Origin of the sequence: uncultured Winogradskyella sp. (assembly GCF_947498345.1) — a bacterium.
In the GTDB taxonomy this organism is placed as follows: Bacteria; Bacteroidota; Bacteroidia; order Flavobacteriales; family Flavobacteriaceae; genus Winogradskyella.
In genome coordinates, this window is record NZ_CANMJY010000006.1 from 95,027 (window position 1) to 120,749 (window position 25,723).

The 25,723-nt window shown below is 33.6% G+C and carries 21 protein-coding genes; 9 read left to right on the forward strand and 12 right to left on the reverse strand.

From position 1 onward, the window contains the following. The first annotated feature begins 27 nt into the window (after positions 1 to 27). On the forward strand, positions 28 to 1,857 hold the full coding sequence (locus Q0912_RS09405) for a carboxypeptidase-like regulatory domain-containing protein (RefSeq protein ID WP_299114399.1): 1,830 nt from the start codon (positions 28 to 30) through the stop codon (positions 1,855 to 1,857). 51 nt (positions 1,858 to 1,908) lie between these two features. On the opposite strand, the gene Q0912_RS09410 is transcribed toward Q0912_RS09405, so the two are convergent. From Q0912_RS09410 to Q0912_RS09425, 4 genes are all read right to left on the reverse strand, one after another. After that, on the reverse strand, positions 1,909 to 4,716 hold the full coding sequence (locus tag Q0912_RS09410) for a TonB-dependent receptor (RefSeq protein ID WP_299114401.1): 2,808 nt from the start codon (positions 4,714 to 4,716) through the stop codon (positions 1,909 to 1,911). Positions 4,717 to 4,739: 23 nt separating this feature from the next. Then, the gene (locus Q0912_RS09415; RefSeq protein WP_299114403.1) at positions 4,740 to 5,654 is read right to left on the reverse strand and encodes a GLPGLI family protein; all 915 of its coding nucleotides are present in this window, start codon (positions 5,652 to 5,654) and stop codon (positions 4,740 to 4,742) included. 161 nt (positions 5,655 to 5,815) lie between these two features. Then, complete coding sequence (locus tag Q0912_RS09420) at positions 5,816 to 6,679, reverse strand: GLPGLI family protein (protein WP_299114405.1); 864 nt, start codon at positions 6,677 to 6,679, stop codon at positions 5,816 to 5,818. A 103-nt stretch (positions 6,680 to 6,782) separates the two neighbouring features. Then, complete coding sequence (locus tag Q0912_RS09425; RefSeq protein ID WP_299114407.1) at positions 6,783 to 7,640, reverse strand: GLPGLI family protein; 858 nt, start codon at positions 7,638 to 7,640, stop codon at positions 6,783 to 6,785. 123 nt (positions 7,641 to 7,763) lie between these two features. Between Q0912_RS09425 and Q0912_RS09430 the strand changes: the two genes are divergently transcribed. From Q0912_RS09430 to Q0912_RS09445, 4 genes are all read left to right on the forward strand, one after another. Beyond that, positions 7,764 to 9,233 carry a HAMP domain-containing sensor histidine kinase gene (locus Q0912_RS09430; protein WP_299114409.1) on the forward strand — a complete coding sequence of 490 codons (1,470 nt, stop codon included), beginning with the start codon at positions 7,764 to 7,766 and terminating at the stop codon, positions 9,231 to 9,233. Continuing rightward, complete coding sequence (locus tag Q0912_RS09435; protein ID WP_299114411.1) at positions 9,226 to 9,909, forward strand: response regulator transcription factor; 684 nt, start codon at positions 9,226 to 9,228, stop codon at positions 9,907 to 9,909. Before Q0912_RS09430 ends, Q0912_RS09435 begins: the two co-directional genes overlap by 8 nt. A gap of 127 nt (positions 9,910 to 10,036) precedes the next feature. Next, the gene (locus Q0912_RS09440) at positions 10,037 to 10,819 is read left to right on the forward strand and encodes a hypothetical protein (protein WP_299114413.1); all 783 of its coding nucleotides are present in this window, start codon (positions 10,037 to 10,039) and stop codon (positions 10,817 to 10,819) included. A 3-nt stretch (positions 10,820 to 10,822) separates the two neighbouring features. Beyond that, complete coding sequence (locus Q0912_RS09445; RefSeq protein ID WP_299114415.1) at positions 10,823 to 11,437, forward strand: deoxynucleoside kinase; 615 nt, start codon at positions 10,823 to 10,825, stop codon at positions 11,435 to 11,437. 41 nt (positions 11,438 to 11,478) lie between these two features. Here Q0912_RS09445 and Q0912_RS09450 read toward each other — a convergent pair whose 3' ends face one another. The 3 genes from Q0912_RS09450 to Q0912_RS09460 all read right to left on the reverse strand — a co-directional run bounded on the left by Q0912_RS09450 (position 11,479) and on the right by Q0912_RS09460 (position 15,605). Continuing rightward, entirely contained in the window at positions 11,479 to 12,483 is a 1,005-nt protein-coding gene (locus Q0912_RS09450; RefSeq protein ID WP_299114417.1) for a phosphatase domain-containing protein, read from the reverse strand. Positions 12,484 to 12,562: 79 nt separating this feature from the next. Further along, positions 12,563 to 14,965, reverse strand: coding sequence for a sodium-translocating pyrophosphatase (locus tag Q0912_RS09455; protein WP_299114419.1), 2,403 nt, complete (start codon positions 14,963 to 14,965; stop codon positions 12,563 to 12,565). 112 nt (positions 14,966 to 15,077) lie between these two features. Next, complete coding sequence (locus tag Q0912_RS09460; RefSeq protein WP_299114421.1) at positions 15,078 to 15,605, reverse strand: inorganic diphosphatase; 528 nt, start codon at positions 15,603 to 15,605, stop codon at positions 15,078 to 15,080. A gap of 178 nt (positions 15,606 to 15,783) precedes the next feature. Here Q0912_RS09460 and Q0912_RS09465 point away from each other — a divergent pair, with 178 nt between their 5' ends. From Q0912_RS09465 to Q0912_RS09480, 4 genes are all read left to right on the forward strand, one after another. Then, the gene (locus Q0912_RS09465; RefSeq protein WP_299114423.1) at positions 15,784 to 18,000 is read left to right on the forward strand and encodes a M1 family metallopeptidase; all 2,217 of its coding nucleotides are present in this window, start codon (positions 15,784 to 15,786) and stop codon (positions 17,998 to 18,000) included. A 68-nt stretch (positions 18,001 to 18,068) separates the two neighbouring features. After that, positions 18,069 to 19,202, forward strand: a complete 1,134-nt coding sequence (locus tag Q0912_RS09470) for a hypothetical protein (protein ID WP_299114425.1) — start codon at positions 18,069 to 18,071, stop codon at positions 19,200 to 19,202. A gap of 156 nt (positions 19,203 to 19,358) precedes the next feature. Continuing rightward, entirely contained in the window at positions 19,359 to 19,790 is a 432-nt protein-coding gene (locus Q0912_RS09475) for a carboxypeptidase-like regulatory domain-containing protein (protein ID WP_299114427.1), read from the forward strand. Positions 19,791 to 19,874: 84 nt separating this feature from the next. Next, the gene (locus Q0912_RS09480; protein WP_299114429.1) at positions 19,875 to 20,891 is read left to right on the forward strand and encodes a transglutaminase domain-containing protein; all 1,017 of its coding nucleotides are present in this window, start codon (positions 19,875 to 19,877) and stop codon (positions 20,889 to 20,891) included. Here Q0912_RS09480 and Q0912_RS09485 read toward each other — a convergent pair. From Q0912_RS09485 to Q0912_RS09505, 5 genes are read right to left on the reverse strand one after another with little or no spacing between them, the layout of a single operon-like run. Beyond that, positions 20,888 to 21,727 (reverse strand): pseudouridine synthase, encoded by an 840-nt coding sequence (locus Q0912_RS09485; RefSeq protein ID WP_299114431.1) that lies wholly within the window; start codon positions 21,725 to 21,727, stop codon positions 20,888 to 20,890. The two genes, Q0912_RS09480 and Q0912_RS09485, sit on opposite strands and share 4 nt — an antisense overlap. Positions 21,728 to 21,768: 41 nt before the next feature. Then, the gene (locus Q0912_RS09490; protein WP_299114433.1) at positions 21,769 to 22,716 is read right to left on the reverse strand and encodes a carbon-nitrogen hydrolase family protein; all 948 of its coding nucleotides are present in this window, start codon (positions 22,714 to 22,716) and stop codon (positions 21,769 to 21,771) included. Then, the gene (locus Q0912_RS09495) at positions 22,717 to 23,619 is read right to left on the reverse strand and encodes a geranylgeranylglycerol-phosphate geranylgeranyltransferase (RefSeq protein ID WP_299114435.1); all 903 of its coding nucleotides are present in this window, start codon (positions 23,617 to 23,619) and stop codon (positions 22,717 to 22,719) included. A gap of 54 nt (positions 23,620 to 23,673) precedes the next feature. After that, positions 23,674 to 24,603: a mevalonate kinase gene (locus Q0912_RS09500; RefSeq protein WP_299114437.1), complete on the reverse strand. Its 930-nt coding sequence runs from the start codon at positions 24,601 to 24,603 to the stop codon at positions 23,674 to 23,676. Between the two features lie 35 nt (positions 24,604 to 24,638). Further along, positions 24,639 to 25,718 (reverse strand): diphosphomevalonate decarboxylase, encoded by a 1,080-nt coding sequence (locus Q0912_RS09505; RefSeq protein ID WP_299114439.1) that lies wholly within the window; start codon positions 25,716 to 25,718, stop codon positions 24,639 to 24,641. Positions 25,719 to 25,723: the final 5 nt, after the last annotated feature.

Here is a 25,723-nt window from a genome sequence, read left to right on the forward strand (position 1 = left end):
TAAAAAAAGAAAACTAAATCAATCGCTATGAAGTCAACAAAAATTATCTCAACACTGCTATTCATTTTTCTATTACTAATTTCGTCTTGCCAAAAAGACGATGATGGTTCTGGAGGTGGCGAACGACAAGAAAACATTCCAGACACATTCTCAGAATATTTTGGTAACAACATCTCAAGAGATTTTCTCGGTAATGTAATCGACACTGATCACAACCCTATTGAAGGGGTTACTATTACCATTGGTAACCAAACAGCCATAACCGATAATAATGGTGTGTTTATCATTAGAGACGCCAACGTCAATGAACGTTTTGGATATGTAAAGGCAAAAAAAGCAGGCTATATCCATGGCTCGCGAAGTATAGTACCAAGTAATGGCACAAATAAAATTACCATTATGTTACTTGATGCCACAGTAACTGGGACAGTTAGCAGTGGTAACTCAGGTATTGTAACGGCAAGTGACGGAAGTTCCGTTAGCTTTGATGGTAATTTTATAAAAGAAGATGGTTCTGCGTATTCGGGTTCTGTGGATGTCATTATGCATCACTTAGATTCTGCAGATGAAGATATGTCCATGCAAATGCCTGGGATGTTATATGCCGAAAATGAAGATGGAGCTGAGCGTATGCTGCAAACTTTAGGAATGTTGGCTGTAGAGTTAAGAGGTTCTGGCGGAGAAGATTTAAATTTAGCAGAAGGGTCAACGTCTGAAATTAAAATTCCTGTGGACGCAAGTCTAATCAGTATAGCTCCAGCAACGATTCCTTTATGGTATTTTGATGAAGCCAATGGCTATTGGAAAGAAGAAGGCACAGCCACTTTACAAGGTAATATGTATGTTGGGAATGTATCTCATTTCTCCTTTTGGAACTGTGATATACCTGCTGAAGCTGTTAATTTATGCATAACTATCACCGACAATGAAGGAAATTTATTATCAAATCTATATCTCCCAATAACTAGTGAAGCTTATGGTACCAGAAGTGGTTATACTAATGATATTGGAGAAGTCTGTGGTTTAGTGCCTAGTAATGAAAGCTTAGAGCTTAATGTTTATAGTTACAATATTTGTGGCGATGCCCAATTATTCACACAAACGGTTGGTCCATTTAATGCAGACGCCTCAATTTCTATTACCTTACCTGAAAACGCTGATTTTATAGAAGAAACAGTTACTGGTAATTTTAATACCTGTAGTGGAGATGCGGTTACTGATGGTTATTTACAACTCTCTTACGGTAACCAAACCTTTATTGATATTGTTAGCGATGGTACTTTTGAAATTAATTTAGCAAGATGTAGTGTGCAAAACACTTTTAATATAAGCGGAATCGATTACGCAAATACACAAAGAACAGGGAGTATTAATTATACATTTACAACACCTGAGACTAATTTAGGTCAACTAAGTGCATGTAATAGCGCAATAGAATTTATACAATATAGCATTGACAATAATAATTCAGTAATTGATACAGACATTTATTCGGCGAATTTTAACACAAATGGAGGTACATTTCCTTTATTATCTATATTGTCAAATCTTATTAGTGACCCAGATGGTTTTATCCTCTTTCGTTTTAATCTCAGTGACAATCCGTCATACACTGGAGAGTACATGTTAGAAGTAGGTGGTGATAGTGGTAGTAATACTAATAGGTTGAGTCTTACTATGGAGAATGCAAGTATATTGCTTTTTTATCCAAACTTTAATTCTGATGTTATAGGCAATATCACAAGTTTTGGTGAAGTCGGAGAATATATTGATATTAACTTTAGCGGTACTTATGAAGATTATTTTGGCGATCCTCATACTATAACCGGTGTTGTCCATGTTTTACGAGATGAGTAAAATCATCTGATAAATAGAAGCCTTCAAACCGAATATTTGAAGGCTTCTTTTTTATAAAGTATACGTCAATCGAAATGTAACAAAACGTGGCTGCACAAAAGTTTCAGAACTAAATACTGAGATATTACCAGCACCATTACTAATATTAGAATCGATGTCTAATAAGTTAGAAGCAATTAAGGAATATTCCCATTTGGCATCTCTATTCTTTCTGTAGCGTAAAGAAGCATCCCAGGTTTTAAAGGATTCTTTATTACCATCATTATTTTGCTCTGTAAAAGTAAAATCTGTAATGAATGTTACGGCATCCCATATGTAAGCATCAAAACGTACAGATGGTGCGTGAGTAATAAATTTTGTTGAGTTACTACCTTGGTCATTATTGTTAATCGTATACCTATATCTTAATCTTACATTTGGTGCCTCTCTAAAATTGGTTCTTATCTCTGGTGTATAGCGTTGCGTAAAACTCTCGTTTAAAGACTGCCTCCCTTGCACAAACTGGTTAAGTTTACTATAAGAGAAATTTGCACCTAATCGTGCTCTTATTTTACCAAAGGTGCGTTCTACGCGACCAAAAACTGTCGCATTTTCATCAGCAAACTGAGAATTAAAAAACGAATTTGTTCTAATAACGCTTTCAAAATTTGTTAAGGAACGTATCTGATCTTCATTAATACTATAATTAACTCCAGCAAAAACATTGGTATAGTTAAATAAATTAAAGCTACTATAAAACAATCTGAAATTATGCGACAAAGCATTTTGTAATTCAGGATTACCAAATTGAATACTATTAAAGTTATTTAAAACTAAGCCTTCAGCTATATTAGTAATATCTGTAAACGTATTGGTCATATTATAGTTAAATTGTAAAGCTTCACTTTTCTTAAACTGAATGCGCATTTCAAAATCTGGTAACACATCAAAGAAGTTATCTTTAAATGTGTTATTTGCCTGTGTATTTTGATTGCTATAGGCATGAAAAGACACGCCTGGTGTAAAGGTGAATTTACCTGTCTTAAAGCGATAGTGTACACCTAAATATACATCACTAAAACGGTATTCTACATCGTCATTTTCTGCAGACAGAAGGTTACCTTCTAAGTCTGTAAGTGTTGGTGTCGGATCTAAACGCGTATCATCATCTAAGAATTGAAAAATGTTTGAATTAAACTTTTGGTTACTGAAAATTGTACCTAATGTTAAGTTGATATTACTTTTAGAATTTAAAATATTATAGTAATCTAATTTGGCATCTAATTGATTGCTCTTAACTCGTCGTTCTTGATTAATATCGTAACTGAGTTGATCTCTGTTAAAGCCAATATTTTCAGCAGTTTCATCAAAGGCATCTTCATCTGGCAACATATCATTAGGATCATTACCATTATCATTATTTGTAGGATCATTTACTAGCAAAGCATTATAAAATGGATCTTCGTCTTTTAATAAATGTTGTACCTCGAGCGCAAAAATATTGTCTTCGTTTAAGGTGTAATAGTAATTTAAATTTTGATTGATACTATAAGGATTTACCTGATCTACCTGATCTGTACTACCTACTACAGATGAAAATAAATCTTGACGTTCTTCGTCATCAGATGTTCGTGCCAAAATATCATAATCTAATTGATTGTTTACATTTGGCTTATACGATGCACTTAGTTTAGCTATGGCCTGATTGGAAGCTTCTCTACCTCTTTGTATCGTAGCTTCGTCTGGCGGAACGCTTGCAGACTCATCTATCGGAGTATTTGGATCATCTTCAACTTCTATATAGTCAAAAAAGTTTTGTTCTCTGGTTCTTAAACGACTGCTATTATATATTAAAAACCCACTTAAATCCAAAGCCTTATTAGGCGAATAGCTAAAATTAGCTGTTGCTAATTTTGTAATGACTTCTTGCGCATTTTGTATGTTGGTAAGACCTCCCAATCCATTATCTCCTAAATTAATATTGGTACCGCTAGTTCTACTTGGCAGCCTAAATCCACCTCCAAAACCTCTTAGGTCTCTATTGGTAAGTGCTACTTCTCCAATATTATTCATATCACCTATAAGGTTAATGCTGTATTTAGGGCTATAATAAAATAGTTTTGGTTGTACCAAATATAACTCGTCATTAGGAGATGGAGCACTACCAGCACCAGCTGTGATATCCCCAAACCAAAAGTTTTCTTTACCTTCTTTTAATTTAATATTTATAGCTACATTATCTTGGTTATTAGTAACACTACGTAATTGACCTACTTCTGAATAATTACGTAATACCTGTACTTTATCTACGGCATTTGATGGAATGTTTTTAGTGGCCAGTTTGGTGTCACCATCAAAAAAATCTTTACCATTAACCATAAGTTTATTAACTGTCTTCCCTTCAACTTCAATCTGTCCATCTTCATTGATTTCAACTCCCGGTAATTTTTCTAACACATCCTCTAACTTTCGTTCTGATCCGTTTTTAAAGGAATCTGCATTATAAATAAGTGTATCCCCTTTAATGGTTACGGGCATCTCATAAGTGAGCTCCACAGCATCTAAGGCATTATCTGTAAGTAACTTAAAGTCTTTTGAAATATTGACTTCTTGTGTAGAAATGACTTGCTCAAAAGTCTTTAGTCCAATATAACTAACTTGTATTTTATACGTCCCATTTTTTCCTAATGATAAAATATATTTACCTTTATCATTAGTGATTGCATAAGATTCAAGAGCATTGGTTTTTTGATTGATCGCGATAACATTGGCCAATTCTAAAGGCTTACCAATGCTATCCTTTACAACACCTTGCATTTTAATTTGGGCAAAAGTACTGCCTGCTACTACAAAACATAGTAGTACTAATAATTTTTTCATACGTTGATTAGATTGTGTTGTTTTTAGTTTCTACGCCCTCCTCCACGACGGCCATCACGCCCTCTTCTTCCGCCATACATTTCACGCATTTCTTTCATTTTTTTAGTGATTATCTCATTGTATTTGGCTTGGGTAACTTCTTCACCTTTTTTAGGCTGTTCTATATCTTCCTTCTCATCAGGATTCATTACAATTTTGGTGCACAGAATTGTGGTTCTATCTGCATTAACTTCTAATATAAGACCTGGTAAACCCCAATAATCATCTGGCCCTTGATTAATTGGTATCTGTGGTGTATACCAAGCCACAACCTCTATAGTTTTTGGCACTTCTATTTCGCTCATTGGATCCTCAGCAACTTTTGTTGAATCCTTAACCATTTTATCCCCTTCCTTCTTTTTATCATCACCTTTTGGTCCTCTTCCTCGTCTTCGCATACTTCTCCAATCAAATTTATCTACAATTTTTATAGCCGTAGCTTTAAAGCAAGTATACTGACCTATTTGTTTAGTTTCAGTTCCCATTTTCCATTCTAAACCTTTCAACTCATCTTTAATCAAAAATTGTTTACCAAAAAACTCTTGATCTTGTACAACTTCCTGGGTCTTTACATTTTTATATTTAGGGCCTCCAGTAAAACTGCTTCCAAAACCGCCAAAGCCTCTTCCTGATCCTGGTGCTTCTAGCTTTTCATCCTCTTTATATATGGATTCTGTTTTATTAAAGGTTAAAATATATTCTTTTTCTAAAAAGTTTTTCATACGTGCCTCAATCTCCTTTCTTCGTTCTGGTGTCATTTCGCGTCCGCCCCATTGATCGAGATCCACAGTGGTTTTAGACATGTAATAGGCTTTTCCTTGAAAATCTTGTGCAAAAGAAAATAAACCAGTGCATAAAATAATAATCAATAATGTAATTTTCGAAACTGAGGTTTTCATCATAATCGTTTAGTGTTGAGCTACAAATGTAATCTTATAATAGCAATTCATAATGCTTATATAGGTCTTACATAAAATAGTAATCAATCTTGTTAATACTTACTTTGACTTCTTTAGATGCCAAAGGTTAGATTTAATTGCGCTAAACTTATGTTAATTTATCAACCTCTTCTTCTTCCCATTCTATTATTGCGAAATTCCTTCATTTTTTCTACAATAGTTTCTTGATATTTTGCTTTAGTTATCTCTTTGCCCTTATCTGGTGCCTCAATCTCTAACTTCTCTTTAGGGTTCATAACTATTTTAGTACAAAGCATTGTGGTATTACCTGCACTAACTTCTAAAATCAAACCTGGAAGCCCCCAATATTCTAGTGGCCCATGACCAACAGGTATTTGTGGAGAATACCAAGCCTCAACATCTGTCATAGCTATTGATTGTTTTTCTGTTTCTGCACTTGTTGTATCAGATTCTTGAGTTTCATTATTTGTATTTCTTAGTCGACTCCACGAGAAATCATACCATGCTAAATCATTTGTTGGGATAGAAGCTGTTGCTTTAAAGCACATGTAATTGCCTATCTGTTTTGTTTCTTTTCCCAATTTCCAATCTATATTTTGTAATTCATCCTTTACCAAAAACTTCTTACCATAGAATTCCTGACTTTGAATCTGAGTATTGGTTTTTACATTTTTATACTGCTTTCCTGGGGCAAAATTCTTACCCCAAGAATCCGTGGCTCCAGACATAGCATCTAACTTTTCATCCTCATAAAACAAGGCTTCTTCTTTATTAAAGGTCAATATGTACTCCTTCTCTAACCTATTTTTAAGTCGTGCTTTAACTTGCTTTTTTTGCTCTTCGCTAAGTCTCGCACCCCATTTCCCTAATTCCATTGTAGATTTTGAAACATAAAATGCTTGCCCTTGGAATTCCTCTACCTTGGGTTGAGTAATAGGTTTAAAATCATTGGAAGAAAAAATTAATGCGATTAAAAGACTGAATTTAAGAGCAATTGATTTCATGATAAAAAGATTTATGTGTTAACTTTGTTTAACAAATATATTTAAACATTGAACAAAATATATTCGATTTATCATAAAATTAACACCTAAATAACCTTAATCTTTAGCCCCCTATAGTAAAACTCATAGTTTCACCATCGCCTCTATCTCCTTTTTTGGGCTTATAACGCTCCATCATTTCTTTAGCTTTTTTGTCCATAATTTTATTGTATTTCTCCTGGTTTACTACTTTACCTTTTGTTGGTTCAGTGATTTCAATTTTTTCCTTTGGGTTTAATACAATCTTACTACAGATAATAGTGAGTTTACCATCATGCACTTCTAAAATCAATCCAGGAAGGCCTTGGTAATCATCTGGTCCGTTGTTTACAGGAATCTGTGGTGTATACCAAGCTGTAACTACTCGTTCTTCCATTTCTGGTTCTTCATCCTCATCTTCCTGGGCTTCATCAGAACTGGAAAAATATCTTGGCTTTTCAACCATTTTAGTAAATGTAGCTTTATAGCATTGGTATTCTCCAATATATTTTGTTTCGGATTCCAGATTCCAATCAATTTTCTCGAGATTATCTTTTACTAAAAATATTTTACCATAAGTATCCACCTTCTCGGAAAACCTTTGATCCTTAGTGTTTTTATAAAACACATCTGAACCGCCACCTCCACCAATGGTAACGATTCTAACATCTCCTCCCAAGCCAACATTAGGTTTATCTAATTCTTCCTCTTGTCTGTAAACCGATTCTTCCTTATTAAATGTTAGTATAAAAGTTTTTTGAAACTGTTTTTTCATCATTTCCATCATCTTGGATTGCATTTCAGAATTCATCTGAGTACTATCGAGCTTAATATCTACTTGTCGTTGAGTCTTGTAGGTTGCTATACCCTGAAAGTCTTGCGCCTGCAAACTCATTGAGAAAGCTATCAATACAGTAACTAATGCTCTAATAATTGTTGTCATTTTGATTGAATTTTTAAATGTTATACCACAAATATGTTTAAACTATTTATTTTACAGCGTTAATGAACGTTAACGTGTGTTAACTGATTCGTTAAAATAAATTTTAACCTCTACATTTGGTATATGAATAATCAGCGGTATAGGTGGATTTTATATGTAATTACTGCAGTAATTGCAGCTACAATTACTATTCAAGTTTACTGGAATTACAAAAACTACCAGACTAACAAACAACAGTTAATTAGGGATGTCCAAATAAGTCTAGATAAAGCCGTAGATGATTACTATGCAAGTCTAGCTAAGGCGACTTCAATAGGCTTTTCTGACGATAACACCATATCTCAACAAGTCTTTACTAATGATACTTCTATAACGTCAATTATAAAGTCTTTTGACAGCAATTTTGATTACTTAGATTCTGTAGAATTTAAAGATGTAGATAGGTTACATGTTATAAAAGGAATAAAATCTAACCCTACTGAAATTAATTTTTCTGATGATTCATTACAGTTAAAAGATATTGAATTTTTAACAACAAAGATTTTTTTCTCTATAAGAAATGATTCACTTGATTTAAGGAAAGTAAATCTTTTATTGAATAAAGATTTAAAAAGAAAGGAACTAGACTTAAATTACCACCTTAATTATTATCATGATATACTTGACAAATGCTTCCTTGATAAAAATGAAGTGACCTCTCCAAAACTATCTAATACTGAACAAGAAGAACACAATATTTATGTAGAATCTAACTCAGCTTTTTTGCCTAAAAACAGTTCACTTAAACTCAGATTTTCTAATGACACTAAAGTTATTCTAAAACGAAGTTTAGGTGGTATTTTAATCTCAATGCTTTTAGTCCTGGTAGTAATCAGTTGCCTTTTTTATTTATTAAAAATCATTAAAAATCAAAAACAATTTGCCGAGGTAAAAAATGACCTCATTAGTAATATTACACATGAGTTTAAAACACCAATAGCTACAATTGGTGTCGCATTAGAAAGCATCAATAATTTTAACGGCATCAATGATAAAGAAAAAACACAAAAATATATTGGTATGTCTAGTGAACAACTTTCTAAGCTCAACACTATGGTTGAAAAACTGCTAGAAACTGCAACATTAGATAGCGACAGCCTTGAACTTAACAAAGAGCCTGTTAATATTTTAGAGTTACTTACAACTTTGTCTAATAGATATGAAATTCATTTTCCCAACAAAGACTTTAACAATAGCTTTAAAATAGAGCATCTTACTGCTAATGTAGATCTTTTTCATTTTGAAAATGCCTTAAATAACATTTTAGACAATGCAGTAAAATATGGAGGTAAAATTATATCTATTGATTTAATCCCTAGAAACAAAAATTTTGAAATTCATATTTCTGATAATGGTAATAATTTATCTAAAGTTAATAAGGATAAAATTTTTGAAAAATTCTATCGTGTTCCAAAAGGCAATACCCATGATGTAAAAGGCTTTGGCATAGGGCTTTATTATACTAAAACTATTATAGAAAAACATGGTGGACATATAGATATTGATCTCTCAAACCAATTAACAACTTTTAAAATTACGCTTCCAAATGGCTGATAAAATAAAGCTATTATTAGCAGAAGACGAGGCTGCTTTAGGACAAATTATCAAAGAAAGTCTGGAAACCAGAGATTTTGAAGTGGTGCTTTGTGATAACGGTGAAAAAGCATATGAAAAGTACCAAACAGAAATGCCAGAAATTCTAGTTCTGGATGTGATGATGCCCAAAAAAGATGGCTTTACTTTAGCAAAAGATATTAGAGCAATTGATGATACAATACCAATTATATTCTTAACTGCGAAATCGCAAACCAATGATGTAGTTGAAGGGTTTTCAGTCGGTGGTAATGATTACCTAAAAAAACCATTTAGTATGGAAGAGCTCATTGTAAGAATACATAATCTGATTAACAGAACTCATATTCAAAAATCATCTAAAATCTTAGATGTTGGTAATTACACTTTTGATTTCCCTAAACAGCAGCTACAATTTAAAGATGAAGAAGTTGTTCAATTAACACATAGAGAAGCTCACCTTTTATTTCATCTTATTAAAAATAAAAATCAGGTCTTAGACCGTTCATTGATACTCAACAAGCTCTGGGGAACCGATGATTTCTTTTCCACACGCAGTATGGATGTTTTTATTACCAAACTTCGTAAAAAACTCAAAAAAGATGAAAGCATTCAAATTATTAATGTTAGGGGATTTGGTTATAAATTAACCGTGTGAAATACTAAATAAGTTGAAAAAAAATCTGCATCTCAACCGCATAATAAGCTTTATTTAAGTGTAGGTTATGAAACAAGTATAGAATCGCAGTTGCTTTTGGTTCAATTTTTGTATTTTTCTAAATCTTATGCGAAATCTATTTATTTTCTTTTTTATAATAAGTTTTTCGGCGGTAGCTCAAGAACAAATACATACCAGTATAAAAGATTCTACTGCATTAAAAGCAGACAAGATCTTTGGTGTAGATACTTTTGGCACACTATATTACACTACAGAAGATAATACATTCTACAAAAAAACTAAGGACACCACAATTACCTACACCAATTTTCAACTGGGGCAAATAACAACGGCTAATGCGTTCAATCCCTTAAAGATTAATCTATTCTACCAAGATTTTAATACCGTAATCATTCTAGACAACCGATTGGCAGAAATTTTTAAAATCGACTTCAATACTGTTCAGCCCTATAAAAATGTAAGCTTTGTTTCTACAGGTTTTGATAATACACTTTGGATTTTTAATCAAGATTTACAGCAACTGGAATTGTATGATTACAAAACCAATAAAATACGCTTAAAGACTGTCCCTGTACAAGCAGATATTTTAGACCTAAAGAGCGATTACAATTACTGTTATTTACTAACAGAAAAATATCTATACATCTATAATTATTTTGGAAGCTTAGTCAATAAACTTAAAAACATTGGTTACGAGACCATGGCATTTAGCAAAGCGCATTTAGTTTTAAAAAAAGCTGAGCAACTCTATATTTTACCAAAAAAAGAGACTGAAATACAATCCATTGCACACCCAAATTTGTTAATAAATCAGTTTTTGGTAACCAATGAAACCTTGTATATTTACGACGATAAAATTCTACGTCAATACCAACTTAAACTAGAATAAATTATGCACATTGCTGTTGCAGGAAACATAGGAGCAGGCAAAACGACGCTCACAAAACTACTCGCCAAACATTACAAATGGGAAGCACAATTAGAAGATGTTGTTGACAATCCGTATTTGGATGATTTTTATAATCAGATGGAGCGTTGGAGCTTTAACTTGCAAGTCTATTTCTTAAACAGTAGATTTCGTCAGGTTAACCAAATTCACAATAGCGGAAAAGACATTATCCAAGACCGAACTATCTATGAAGATGCACACATATTCGCTCCCAATCTTCATGCAATGGGTTTAATGACCAATCGCGATTTCGAAAATTATTCTTCTTTGTTTGAGCTTATGGAATCTTTTGTAAAAGGTCCAGATTTACTCATTTACCTCCGTAGTAGTATACCAAATTTAGTAGCTCAGATTCATAAACGTGGAAGGGATTATGAAAATACTATTAGTATCGATTACTTGAGTAGACTAAATGAACGTTACGAAGCCTGGATTACAAAATACGATAAAGGTAATTTATTAATTATTGATGTTGACAACTTAGACTTTGTTGCTAACCCAGAAGATTTAGGGGGTATTATCAATAAGATTGATGCACAGATTAATGGGTTATTTTAATTTATAAAGCCTCCTCACTAATTATAACAATTCTGCTATTTTCAAACAATAAAGCCAAGGTTTTTAGCATGCTCAATAGCTTGTGCACTACTTTCGACCATTAAAATCTCTGTGGTTTTAAAATCTTTCATTAGACCTCTTACACGCGACATTTTCTTCTTGTGCTTTACACTACGTAAATAAATAGCTAAAATCCTACTGGGAAATTCTTTAGCTATCTCCATATAGATATCAGGATCGTGTTCACCACTATCGCCTATCAAAATAAATGGTAAATTGGGATATGTTTTAAGTAAATTTAAAATCTCTTTTTGCTTCTGAGGTTTTTCATCCTGCGATTTTCTTTTAAGCAGATTACTCATACTTCTTAATAAAATTGGACCTTTAGGAAAATTGTTTTGTCGCAAAAACAACTCTAGGTAACGATATAAATTCCAAGGACTATGGCTCACATAGAATATAGGATTCGCATTTTTACCAGAAACTCCTTTGTGTAATTTATGATAAAATTCAGCAGCACCTTCAAGCGGAATTCTATTTTTTGCATGTTTAAACACCGAGTTATATATAACCTTCCACTTTAAGGTAGAAACCACTCCAGTATGCAAAATAGTATCATCTATATCACTCGCTACACCAAATTGGGCCTTTGTAGATGGGATTAATATTTCTCCAGGAAATTTATTATGGTTTTGAATGGTTCGTTTTATATTAACATCATTATACGATAATGTAAAGAGTAACCAGCCTTCTTCATTAGTTATATCTTTTAAAACTTGGAGGTGAGCTTCGACTTTATAATAACCATCATTGTCTGTAGTTCCTTTTAGTATTGTTCCATTTGGCAATGTAATAGTAATACCCACTTTCTTAATCTCATCAGTCTCAAAACGTTTCCAGGTATTGACAATGAGGTGCCAAATGTGTTGGTCTTCTAAATCAATAGATTCATCTTCAAGCGCTCTTCCACGTGCATAAAAATGCGAATCCGTACCATAGCCTTGAAATGCAATTATTTGTAGTGGATCTTTTCTAAACCAACCCATAAAATTTTTTGAAAAAACTAAAGTTAATAAAAAACCACGCTGAATAGCGTGGTTTTGTTTTATAAATTTATATAAAAAATTATTTTTTTCTTACATCAATTTTTTCAATTACACTTTTCACCTCTCCAGCTTCAGTCTTTAGTGATGCTTCAAAAGCTTTTATTTCTTTTTCAACCTCAGCTTGTGTACCTTCGAAAGTAATCGTTTCAATTACCTTTTCACCATCTTTAATTGTTGAGTAATTAATGTTAGCTATAGCTAAATCTTTAGATTTGATAGTTGTTTCTATTGAAATCTCATTTTCTTCAACATTAGCTAAACCACTATCATCACTATGACCACCTAAAATTGGAGCAATAACTAAACCAACTAAACACGTTAATTTGATTAAGATATTCATAGAAGGACCAGAGGTGTCTTTAAAAGGATCACCAACAGTGTCACCAGTTACAGCTGCTTTATGAGCCTCAGAACCTTTCTTTTCAATCTTTCCATTTACCATAGCTCCAGCTTCAAAAGACTTTTTAGCGTTATCCCAAGCTCCACCTGCATTGTTTTGGAAAATTGCCCACATAACACCACTCACACAAACACCTGCCATATAACCACCTAATGGTTCTGCTCCAAATACCAATCCAATAATAATTGGAGTAACAATAGTAATTAAGCCTGGTAATAACATTTCTTTTAAAGATGCTTTTGTTGAAATTTCAACACACTTATCATATTCTGGTTTACCAGTACCTTCCATAATACCTGGAATTTCTTTAAACTGACGACGTACTTCTTTTACCATTTCCATCGCAGCTTTACCTACAGATTTCATTGCTAATGCAGAAAATACAACTGGAATCATCCCTCCAACAAATAACATAGCTAATACATCTGCTTTAAAGATATTAATCCCGTCAATTCCTGTAAACGTTACAAAGGCAGCAAATAATGCTAATGCTGTTAATGCAGCAGAAGCAATAGCAAATCCTTTACCAACAGCTGCTGTTGTATTACCAACTGAGTCTAGTATATCTGTACGTTCTCGCACTTCTTCTGGTAACTCAGCCATCTCAGCTATGCCTCCTGCATTATCCGCAATAGGACCAAAAGCATCAATCGCTAATTGCATTGCAGTTGTTGCCATCATAGCAGATGCTGCTAATGCAACGCCATAGAATCCTGCCAATTCATAAGAACCATAAATTGCCGCTGCAAATAACAATACGGATGCTGCAGTACTCTTCATACCTACAGCTAGACCTGCAATAATATTTGTTGCGGCTCCGGTACCAGAATTCTCAACAATATCATTTACTGGTGCTTTACCTAAGCTAGTATAGTATGCGGTTACCCAAGAAATCAATCCTCCTACAGCTAAACCGATTACAGCACTCCAGAATACATTTATTGAAGGAATAAGCTTTGCACCTTCACCAAAGAAATTCATTGACATTTCTGCTGGTAACATCCAATTAATTAAGAACCAGCTTGCAATTAAAGTAATAATTATAGCAACCCAGTTACCTGTATCTAAAGCTTTCTGAACTTGTGATTCTTTAGCGTCATTATTTTTAATACTCACCAAGAATGTCCCTAAGATAGATGCGATAATTCCAACACCAGCAATTACTAGTGGTAAAAGAATTGGTCCCATGCCATCAAAAGTTTCAGTCACAGTACCTGCGGCTCTCATATCACGTAATACATAATTTCCTAATACCATAGACGCTAATACAGTGGCTACATAAGACCCAAAAAGATCGGCTCCCATACCTGCGACATCACCTACATTGTCACCTACATTATCTGCAATAGTCGCTGGGTTACGAGGGTCATCCTCAGGAATACCTGCTTCAACTTTACCTACTAAATCTGCACCAACATCGGCAGCTTTGGTATAAATACCTCCACCTACACGTGCAAATAATGCAATAGATTCAGCACCTAATGAGAAACCAGCTAAAGCTTCTAAGACTACAGTCATATTATCATAAAAAGAACCTTCACCAGTCATATACATATTAAGAAAAAGTATAAAGAAGATACTTAAACCTAATACTGCTAAACTCGCTACACCCATTCCCATTACAGTACCACCACCAAAAGAAACTTTTAATGCTTTAGGCAAGCTAGTTCTTGCAGCTTGTGTTGTACGTGCATTGGCATCAGTCGCGATACGCATCCCAATATTGCCTGCAAGTGCACTGAAAATAGCACCCACAATAAATGCTAGAATAATAATATATTCAGTTGATGGTACCAAATAAGCTACCACGCCTAGTAATGCACTGGCAATGACAACGAATACAAGAAGTAAGCGGTACTCTGCACTTAAAAATGCTAAAGCCCCTTCTTTTATACTTGCAGAAAGTTCTTGCATACGCTCATTACCTGGATCTTGTTTCTTAACCCAAGCATACTTTACTCCCATAAAGATTAGACCAATGATTGCCAAAATTGCTGGCACATATAGAATGTATTGTTCCATTTTAAATTTGATTTGTTTTTAGCTGGGCAAAAGTAGTAAAATGAATGCGAATAGAAAAACCCTTTGACGAGTATTGCCAAAGGGTTTTGTAATTGTGATGTTATTGAACTAATTAGATCGCAAAATCACCGTTTTTTTTATGGTCACTATTTTCGTATCTATCAACACATTTATTCAAAATATCATATGCTTCCTCAGCGTTTCCCCAACCAGCAACATCAACTTTCTTTTTCTCTAAGTCTTTATATACCTGAAAAAAATGTGTGATCTCTTTTTTTCTATGCGGATTTAAATCTGTAATATCTTTATAACTGTTCCATATAGGATCTGTAACTGGCACACATATCAACTTTTCATCAGGTCCTTTTTCATCTGCCATATGAAACACGCCAATGGGTTTTACCTCCATGACACACATAGGAAATGTAGGTTCGGTTCCCATTACTAAAACATCCAAAGGGTCACCATCTAAAGCTAAAGTTTCTGGTATAAAACCATAATCACCTGGGTACATCATTGATGAAAACAACATACGGTCAAAGCGAATTTTATTCAATTCAAAATCGTATTCGTATTTATTACGGCTTCCTTTTGGAATCTCTATTAATACATCAAAAGTTAATTTTCCTGTGCTTGTCATTGAAACATATTTTAATTCCTATAAAAATAGAGAGTTATTACACTATATTTTAAAAAGGGTTGCAAAGATAAGTAAGTGTTTAAGTTTCACCAACTAAATAACAAATTGAGTTTTTATTAACTATATCCTTAACTCTAAATTATTACCTTGTAATCCTATTTTCATTAATCCTAAAACTATGAAACGGTTTTTCATTTTATCACTCACTATTTTTATTTCTTCAACAATTTATGCTCAAAACCAACCTTACCAAGGAAAGTTTGAACCTATCGACAACATGATTCCACAACCCAATGTCTATCGTTCAGCAAGTGGTGCTCCAGGAAAAGCATATTGGCAACAACGTGCTGATTATAAAATTAAGGCTCAACTTGATGAAAAGAACAATATATTAAGTGGTGATGAAACCATAACCTACTACAATAATTCACCTGATGATTTATCGTATTTATGGATTCAATTAGAGCAAAACGTCAATAAGAAAGAGAATGAAGATTTTGGTTATGCTTTTGGTAATGTTCGTGATTCAATGAATACGAGACACATGCAATTTTTAACACGTGCAATTGATTTTCCCGCTGGTTATACCATAAAATATATTAAGGACACTAATGGCAAACCCATAAAATCATTGGTAAACAATACTATGATGAAGGTTATACTTAGCAAACCTTTAAAGTCTGGAGAATCTTTGACATTTTCAATTGGTTGGTCGTATCATATCACAGATCGCAGCATGTATTTATTGTCACGTGAAGGTTATGAGTACTTCCCAGAGGATGACAATACCGTTTATCTCATTGCCCATTGGTTTCCGAGAATGGCTGTTTATAATGATACCGAAGGCTGGCAAAATAAACAATTTCAAAAATTAGGTGAATTCGCCTTAGAATTTGGGGATTATGATGTTGAAATTACTGTACCAGCTGACCATCTTGTTGCTGCAACGGGAGATTTAAAAAATGAAAATGAGGTTCTTACAAAGGTACAACGCCAACGTATGATCGAAGCCAGAAATTCAGTAGACAAACCCATAATGATTGTCACACCAGATGAAGCAAAAGCCAATGAAAAAAATAAAACCACTAAAACCAAAACCTGGAAATTTAGAGCCGAAAATGTCCGTGATTTTGCCTTAGCTTCATCTCGAAAGTTTATCTGGGATGCACAAGCTGTTCCGTTAGAAACACATACCGTAATGGCAATGTCTTTTTACCCTAAAGAAGGCTTACCCGTGTGGAGCGAATCCTCAACTTTAGCGGTTAAGAATGCCTTAGAGGTCTATTCTGAAGACGTTTTCGAATACCCCTATCCTGTTTGTATTTCTGTAAACACCTCTAATATTGGTATGGAGTTCCCAATGATTAGTTTTAATGGAGGGAGACCCGTAAACGGGAAAATTAGCAAAAATACTAAAGCTGGTATGATTAGCACTATTGTTCACGAAGTGGGTCACAACTGGTTTCCTATGATTGTAAGCTCTGACGAGCGCCAGTGGATGTGGATGGACGAAGGTCTCAATACGTTTATTCATCAACGTACTATGGAAAAACGCTATCCAGATTACCCACACACAGAGCCTAAAAGTATCGTTGCATTTATGAGTGGAGATCAAAGTATAATGCGTCCAATAATGACCTCATCAGATAATGATTTATTATCACAATTTGGCGCCAACTATTACCAAAAACCTACTGTGGGTCTACAAATATTACGAAATTCTGTAATCGGAAAAGACCTTTTTGATCAGGCTTTTAAAGAGTATGCCAATCGTTGGAAATACAAGCATCCAAATCCTGCAGACTTATTTAGAACGCTCGAAGATGCTACTGCAGTAGATTTAGATTGGTTTTACAGAGGTTGGTTTTTCACTACGGATAACGTAGATATGGAACTCACCAATGTAAAATGGTTTACTGTTGCTAATGAAGAAAATATAGAAAATAGAAATAAGGTCGCAAAAGCTAATATTAAAGCCGAAAATGCTGGAGAAAATACAACAGACTTTGCAGGTGGTCCAGAAATGATAACTATGGTATCTACGCCCGATCAGGCTTATGGGCAGTTTTTATCGCGATTAGATGAGCCTGAAGTTAGAAAACAACTTTACGGCAAAAATATTTATGAAATTACTGTGAAAAATGTTGGTGGCCTAATAATGCCAGTAACTATAGAATGGCAATACACAGACGGTACTAGTGAAATTGACACATTACCCGCAGAGACATGGAGGCTAAATGAATATGAAGTCACTAAAACCTTTATAAAGTCTAAACAGGTAGAAAAAGTGGTTTTAGATCCAAATTTTGAATTTGCTGATACAGACATGAAAAACAATAGCTTCCCAAAAGTTGAAGAAGTTTCTGATTTTGATAAGTTTAAGAATAAGAATTAATATATAGAATAAGTAAAACATCTTTTTACATAGATATACTGAGTTAATAACTATTTAAAATAGCAAGAATGAAAAAACTTATAGTCTTAATGCTTATAAGCGCATTATTTACACAATGTGCTACAGACAGAACCATTTCAAAACTTAACGAACTTGAAGCAAAAACACTAAAAGTATTTGAAAACTTTGAAAGTGAAAATCAAGTACAAATCAGTGATAGTGATGAACCTGGACAGAAGCTATGGTTATGTCTTACTGTCATTTCAAAAGAAAACAAAAAACCATTAGTTAATGAGCAAATACATCTTTATCATACGTCTTCTGCGGGTGAATATGAGCCTTCAGATCCAAATGACGAAACTACTGCTCGATTAAACGGATCTGCGATTACTGATGAAAAAGGACGAATATATGTTAAGACTATTTTACCAGGTGATTATGGAAGTTCTGCAGATAACAGACATATACACACCACAGTTAAAAATGCAAGACCGCAGGCCTATGATATTCACTTTAAACAATATACAGGTGTAATGGGCAACAATTTTATCTCTGGAAGCGATCAACATTTCCTTGCAGATTTAAAACAGACCAAAGACAGTACCTTTGTAGCTTTTTTAACAATTGAAGTGAAAAATGTTTCCAACCAAAATATAGCAGCAGAACAAAAAATACCAAATTGTCAATGGTGCGGTGCAAATGAGGTCCCAAAAAATGTATCCTGGGAAACAACCATTGCTAGTGAAGATGTTGAAGGAGAACGACTCATCTTAGAAGGAACTATTTATGAAAGTGATGGTAAAACTCCTGCAAAAAACGTCATTATTTATGCTTACCACACAAATAGTAATGGTGTTTATAAAAAGAAGGGCAATGAAACCGGAAATGGTATTCGTCACGGATATTTGCGAGGTTGGGCAAAAACAAATAGCGAAGGCAAATACAAATTTTATACTATAAAACCTGCTCCTTACCCAAACCATACTGAGCCTGCGCATGTACACATGACATTAAAAGGAGATTACTTTAATGAGTATTGGGTTAACGCTACTTGGTTTAAAGGAGATAAAATTATAACCAAAGAAATGATCGATAATTTAAAACGTACAGGCGGTTTTTCTAATATTGTTGAATTAAAACAAAATGCTGATGGTATATGGGTTGGGGAAAGAAATATTATTATCAATCCACCAAAAGAATAATTTACAATACCCCTTCAACTTATCAAAAAAATGTATTCACACATACTTTCCTAAGTAAAAACACTACTTTACTCACTCATCTATTAGTGTAACTAAAACCTATTTTATACCTTTAGCCTTAACCATTAGTTTTGAGGTAAACAAAACACAACTATTATGAAAACACATGTCTTTACTCAAAAACGATCATTTAAAACCATTGGCTTAATCGGGTTTTTAATGATGTCTTTACTCGCATTTAATCCCACTTATGGGCAATCTGAAAAAACTACCACTGAAATTGCTTCTAATGCGCGTACAGTTAAAGGTATAATAAGCGATGAAAAAGGTCCTCTTGGAGATGTTAACATCGTTCAAAAGGGTACTCGAAATGGTACTGTTACCAATGAAAAAGGCGAATTTACATTTCCTGTAAAACTAAATACTGGTGATGTTTTATTGGTAACCTATTTAGGCTATGAAACACATAAGATTAAAATTAAGGATGATACAAGCTTTATTGAGATTGTGCTAACCGAAGATTTAATTGAAATGATAGGAGCTTTAGACTCTGGAAAGCCATACAAATCTAAACGGAAAAAAAATTAATTAAGCATATTATTTATCTTAGGCATAATCTAAATACAGTGAAAATGTATAGATTATGCTTAAAATAAATATAACTCTTCAGATTTGAAATTATCTTTAGCTATTCTACTTTTCTTTTGGTTTGTTAAAGGGTTTACTCAGATATCAGACTTTAAGCATATAGATTTCAAAAAAGCAGACAGTATAGCGCTTTCCTATCCTAATGAAGATTTAACAAATTTACCTGAACTATCGTTTAAACTTACATCACATTTAAATACGGATGTCGAACGCTTTAGAGCAATATACAGATGGGTATGTGCAAATATTAAAAATGATTACAGTTTATACCTAAAAAACAAACATAAAAGAGAACGGTTTAAGGATGACAGTATAAAGTTTAAGGCGTGGAATACAGATTTTAGAAAAAGATTATTCAATAAATTATTAAAGAAAAAACAAACCATTTGTACAGGTTACGCTTACCTCGTAAAAGTACTGGCTGACTTATCAGATCTAAAATGTGAAATCATACAAGGTTACGGAAGAGTAAGTACAACAGATACTAAAAATCTAACACTACCAAATCACTCCTGGAATGCTATAAAACTAAACGGAAGGTGGTACCTCTGCGACCCAACTTGGGCAAGTGGTATACCAAATCCTGCAACAAATCGATTTACTTTTAATTACAATGATGGTTTTTTTCTAGCTAATCCAAAATTATTTGCAGTTAATCACTTCCCTATAGAGCAGAAATGGTGGCTCTTAGAAGGTGAAAATCCGACTTTTGATGAGTTCCTTAACGCACCAGTAATTTATGGGAATGCCTACAAAACACTTGAGCTCCACAATACTCCTAAATACATGCACCATAATTTACAAAGATTTCAAAACCTTAAGCTCCAATATCAGCTTAAAGCTTCAATTGACCCCAAAGACATTTGGCTGTTAATTGATAATGGGTTTCAGTCTAAAAAAATAAAACCCACATCGGTTAAATTAGAAAATAAAAGCCTTAACATTGAGCATCAGTTTAACAGAAAAGGTTTCTTTGATGTTCATTTATATATTGAAGAAGATTTAATTTCCACTTACACAATAAAAGTGGGTAATAACTAAAGCATTTTTAAAGTATTCACCTCTTGCTCTGTAAGATGTTTCCAATGTCCTCTCGGAATATCTTTCTTAGTTAAATGACCTATGGCAACACAATCAATTTTCACTAAATCATATTTAAACGTATCAAAAATGGTACGCAAAATAGTATTACCAGTGTTTTTAATCTTAACACCTACTTTATTCTTAGATTCCCCTTCAATATAGCTTATTTCTTCAACTGTAATAAGCTTGCCTTCTACTTTAAAGCCTTCCTGAATTTTTTTGAGATCCTCAAATTTTAAGTTCTTATCTAGTTCTACTTGGAACAAACGTGCCACACCATTTTTAGAATTGGTAAACTTCTGCACCACCTTATCATCATTAGTAAACAATAATAAGCCTAAAGAGTTTCTTCCAAGTCGTCCTATAGGTTTTATATTAGCATTGGTTGCATTTGCAACTAAATCCATAACCGTTCTGCCTTTGCCTTCTGCAGTAGTGGTGGCAAACCCTTTTGGTTTATTTAATAACACATACACCTTTGCCTCTGGAGTAATACGCTGACCATCAAAACGAACCTCATCAGTACGTTTTACTTTATAGCCCATTTCTGTTATAACTTTACCATTAACAGTAACTAAACCTATTGCAATATTTTCATCAGCTTCTCGACGTGAGCACATGCCAGAATTAGCGACATATTTATTTAAGCGAATTTCATCTGATTGAGAAGCCTTTTTAGTTTGCTGCTTCTTTTTAATAGGAGCATCTCCTCTGGTAAACCTTTTAGATTTACCTTTAGCATTTTCTCTCCCCGAAGTTTTCCCTTTTCCTCTGCTGTCTTGATTTCTGCTCATATCCAAATTTTTTGCAAAGGTATAACAATAGTTAACATTAACTACTTAATTTCTACAGTAGTTTGTCTTTCGGTATTCACTATAAGTTTTGTTACGTCTGGTCTTGAGTAGTGTCCTACAGGATCAAAGTTTTGACGTTCTTCTAACACACGTTTAAAATCAATAGATTGGATAATTAACCCTTCTTTATTAATCACAGGTTCAACAGTCCATTCTCCATCTGGCCCAGCAATACAACTTCCACCATTTGCTAAAGTATCTGGTGCATTTTTAATAATCTCATCTAAATACGGTGTATCTAAAGGAAAATCTGTTTTAGACATTAAACTAGATACTGAAACTACATACGAACGTGATTCTCTGGCAATAAATCGGGTAATATCCTTTGTATTATGATCGCTTCCAGGCCAAACTGCTATATGTAAATTCTCTCCTTGACCATATAAAGCCGTTCTTGGCAATGGCATCCAATTTTCCCAACAGTTAAGTCCTCCAATGGTAAATGCTTTAAGAGGATGTACCCTTAATCCGTTTCCATCTCCTGGTGCCCATGTTAAGCGCTCATCATAGGTTGGCTGCAATTTTCTATGCACAGACTTAATCTTACCTAGTTCATTTATATAAACCAAAGACGCATAGATGCTATGCCCACCTCTATCTGTTGGACGCTCCATAATGCCAAGGTAAATAGCGATCTTATTCTGTTTTGCTAACTGGCAAACATTATCCAATTCACCTTTTTCAATACATACAGAATTATTAACATAATGAGCATGTAATGTTTTATTTAACTCTGTATTCCACTCCGCACCTCCAGTTAAAGCCAACCAAAAGGGATAGCCAGGTAATAAAGCTTCACCAAAAACAATGAGTTCACATTCTTCTTTTGCAGCATCTTTAATTGCCGCTTCTATTTTCTTCAACGTAGCTTCTTTATCTAACCAAACTGGTGCAATCTGTGCCATTGCAATTTTTAACGCTGTATTCATTTATATACGATTTAAAACAATTGAGATGTCAATTAATAAAATAGAAAACACACCAGCCACAATAATAAACTTAAGAATATTATGAAGCATTAAATAATGTGTTTTCTTATTTGATTTCCAGAGTATCAGTAGAAAAATAATGAGCAACATTACACTTAAATAAAAGAAATAATACATATGCCCAATTCTAAAGAATAGAATCAAAGTTATTGCTGCCACTACAGTTAAAACTACTAGTATGGTTAGCATCGCTTTAGAGACTTTTTCCCCATAGACAACAGGAACTGTTCTGTAGTTTAATGCCAAATCCCCTTTAATATTTTCAAGATCTTTTGTAAGCTCTCGCATAGACACTAATAAAAACAAGAATATAGCGTGCGCAAATATGACGAGCTCAAAATTTTGATAATATATGAATATGGCAAAAAATGGAGTAACTGTTAAAATCGCCGAAACTATATTACCCGTCATTGGTTGTTTCTTTAAACGGTGAGAATAAAACCAAATGGCAAAGATGTATAATGCGAAGAAAATAACTGCTTTAAAAGACACATAACTTGCAAAAACAACTGCTAAAAAATTCAACACAAAATAGAAAGACAGCTTAGTATTTTGGCTCACCAAACGGTCTAACATCGTTTTTCTGGGTTTGTTGATTAAATCTTTTTCAGAATCATAAAAATTATTGATAATGTATCCTGCTGCAATCACTGCAGAAGATGCCAGTACCAACATTAATAAATTAAGATCAAAAAGTACTGACTTAATGGTTTTGTTTGGTGCAAAAATGTAAATTGATGCTAAGTATTGGGCAATAACTACTACTAAAATGTTATAACCACGTACAACAGAAAATAAACTGAAAAATTTTAGAAGAATGTGTTTCTGCCGTCTCGATAACATGACTCTAATTTAGTTATATAACCTTTTCGACTACGCTCAAGATGACAGGCAGAATTAAAAGGTATAGACTACTTCTAATTTCTGATCTTTCAGAGCTACTTTAGCTCTATCTATATTCTCTGTAAATCCTAGTATATAACCTCCTCCTCCAGAGCCACAAAGCTTTAAATAGTAATCGTTAGTATCGATACCTTTTTTCCATAGTTCATGGAATTGTTTTGGTATCATAGGCTTAAAGTTATTTAATACTACCTTAGACAACTGTTTTGTGTTTTTAAATAATGATTTTATATCTCCTTTTAAAAAATCGTCTACACAAGCATCTGTATGCTTTATAAACTGGTCTTTTAGCATGCTACGAAAACCTTCATTTTTCATGTTTTCCATAAAAATACTAACCATTGGTGCGGTTTCGCCAACAATACCACTATCTAATAAGAACACAGCACCTTTACCTTCAGTTTTTTGTGAAGGAATACCTGTTGCTTCAATATGATCTTTAGATTTGATTAAAATCGGAAGGCTCAAATAACTATTCAATGGATCCAAGCCTGAAGATTTTCCATGAAAGAACGATTCCATTGCAGAGAAAATAGCTTTTAATTTTAAGAGCTTTTCACGTGTTAGATTCTCTAAAACTGTAATCTTATCAGAAGCATATTTGTCATAAATAGCAGCTACTAATGCGCCACTACTTCCTACTCCATAACCTTGTGGAATAGACGAGTCAAAATACATTCCAGAATTAACATCATTTCGTAATGTATCAATATCAAAAGACACCAACTCATTATCTAAACCTTCTAAATACGTTACAAAACGCTTTAGGCTTTCATTAGACTTCACAGCTTCTTCTGTAGGGTTTTTATCTACTTTAAGTGCTCCATTATAAAAATTATACGGAATAGATAACCCTTTAGAGTCCTTGATAATTCCATATTCACCAAAGAGTAAAATTTTAGAGTAAAAAAGAGGTCCTTTCATTTTAATTTAAGTAGATTACTTTACAAATATACGGATTAATCTTCTATTTGGTTTGCACCAAGTCCTATTTGATCGCAAATATAATGCCCATTTTGACAATGACTAACCAATTCATTTTTAATGAATTCTAAAACATTTACCTTCTCGTTCTCAGGATACAACATATGAATATTTGCGCCTGCGTCTAGAGTAAAACACGCTTTAGAATTTGTTTCGTTTCTGTAGCTCCATATTTTATTAATTATCTCTAAAGTGTTTGGTTTCATTAAAATAAAATAAGGCATGCTGGTCATCATCATAGCATGCAAGGTTAAAGCCTCACTCTCTACAACTTCTATAAACGTGTCTATATCACCTGAGAGTAAACTATTTTTAAGCTTCGCTAAATTTATATGTGCTTGCTTAAATCGCTCTTTAGCAAAGGGATGGCCATACATTAATTGATGACCAACAGTACTACTCACTTGCTTTTCTCCTTTATCAACTAGTAAAATTGTGTCTTGATAATTGTTAAAGTTAGCATGTACTTCTCCTTCAAACCTCACTCCATATAAATCTGAACTTACTGTGCTTTCGTTTTGTCCCCAAACTACAAGTTCCCCTTCAATGCTTCTGCATGCGCTTCCTGATCCTAATCGTGCTAAAAACGAGGCTTTTCTATTGAAATAGTCATCAGCATGATCCATATCTAAGTCTTCTTCAATACTCATTAAACATAAGGCTAATGCGCTCATACCAGAAGCCGAAGATGCAATTCCTGAGCTGTGAGGAAATGTATTACTAGTTTCAATTTTAAAATGGTAATCTCTTAAAAACGGAACATAGGCTTCAATGCGCTCAAAAAACGTTTGAATTTTAGGCTTAAAAGCTTCATTTTTTTCTCCTTCAAAAAAGACATCAAAACTAAAATCGTTTCCTTCTTTCTTAGTATAAGTCACCTCAGTAATGGTCTTACAATTTGAAAGTGTAAAACTTATTGATGGATTTTCTGGAATTTGATTGTCACGCTTTCCCCAATATTTCACCAAAGCAATATTACTTGGTGACGACCATTTTACCTTACCCCTTTCTATATGAGGATTATAGGATTTAAGAATAAAATCTTGTTCTGTCATTGATT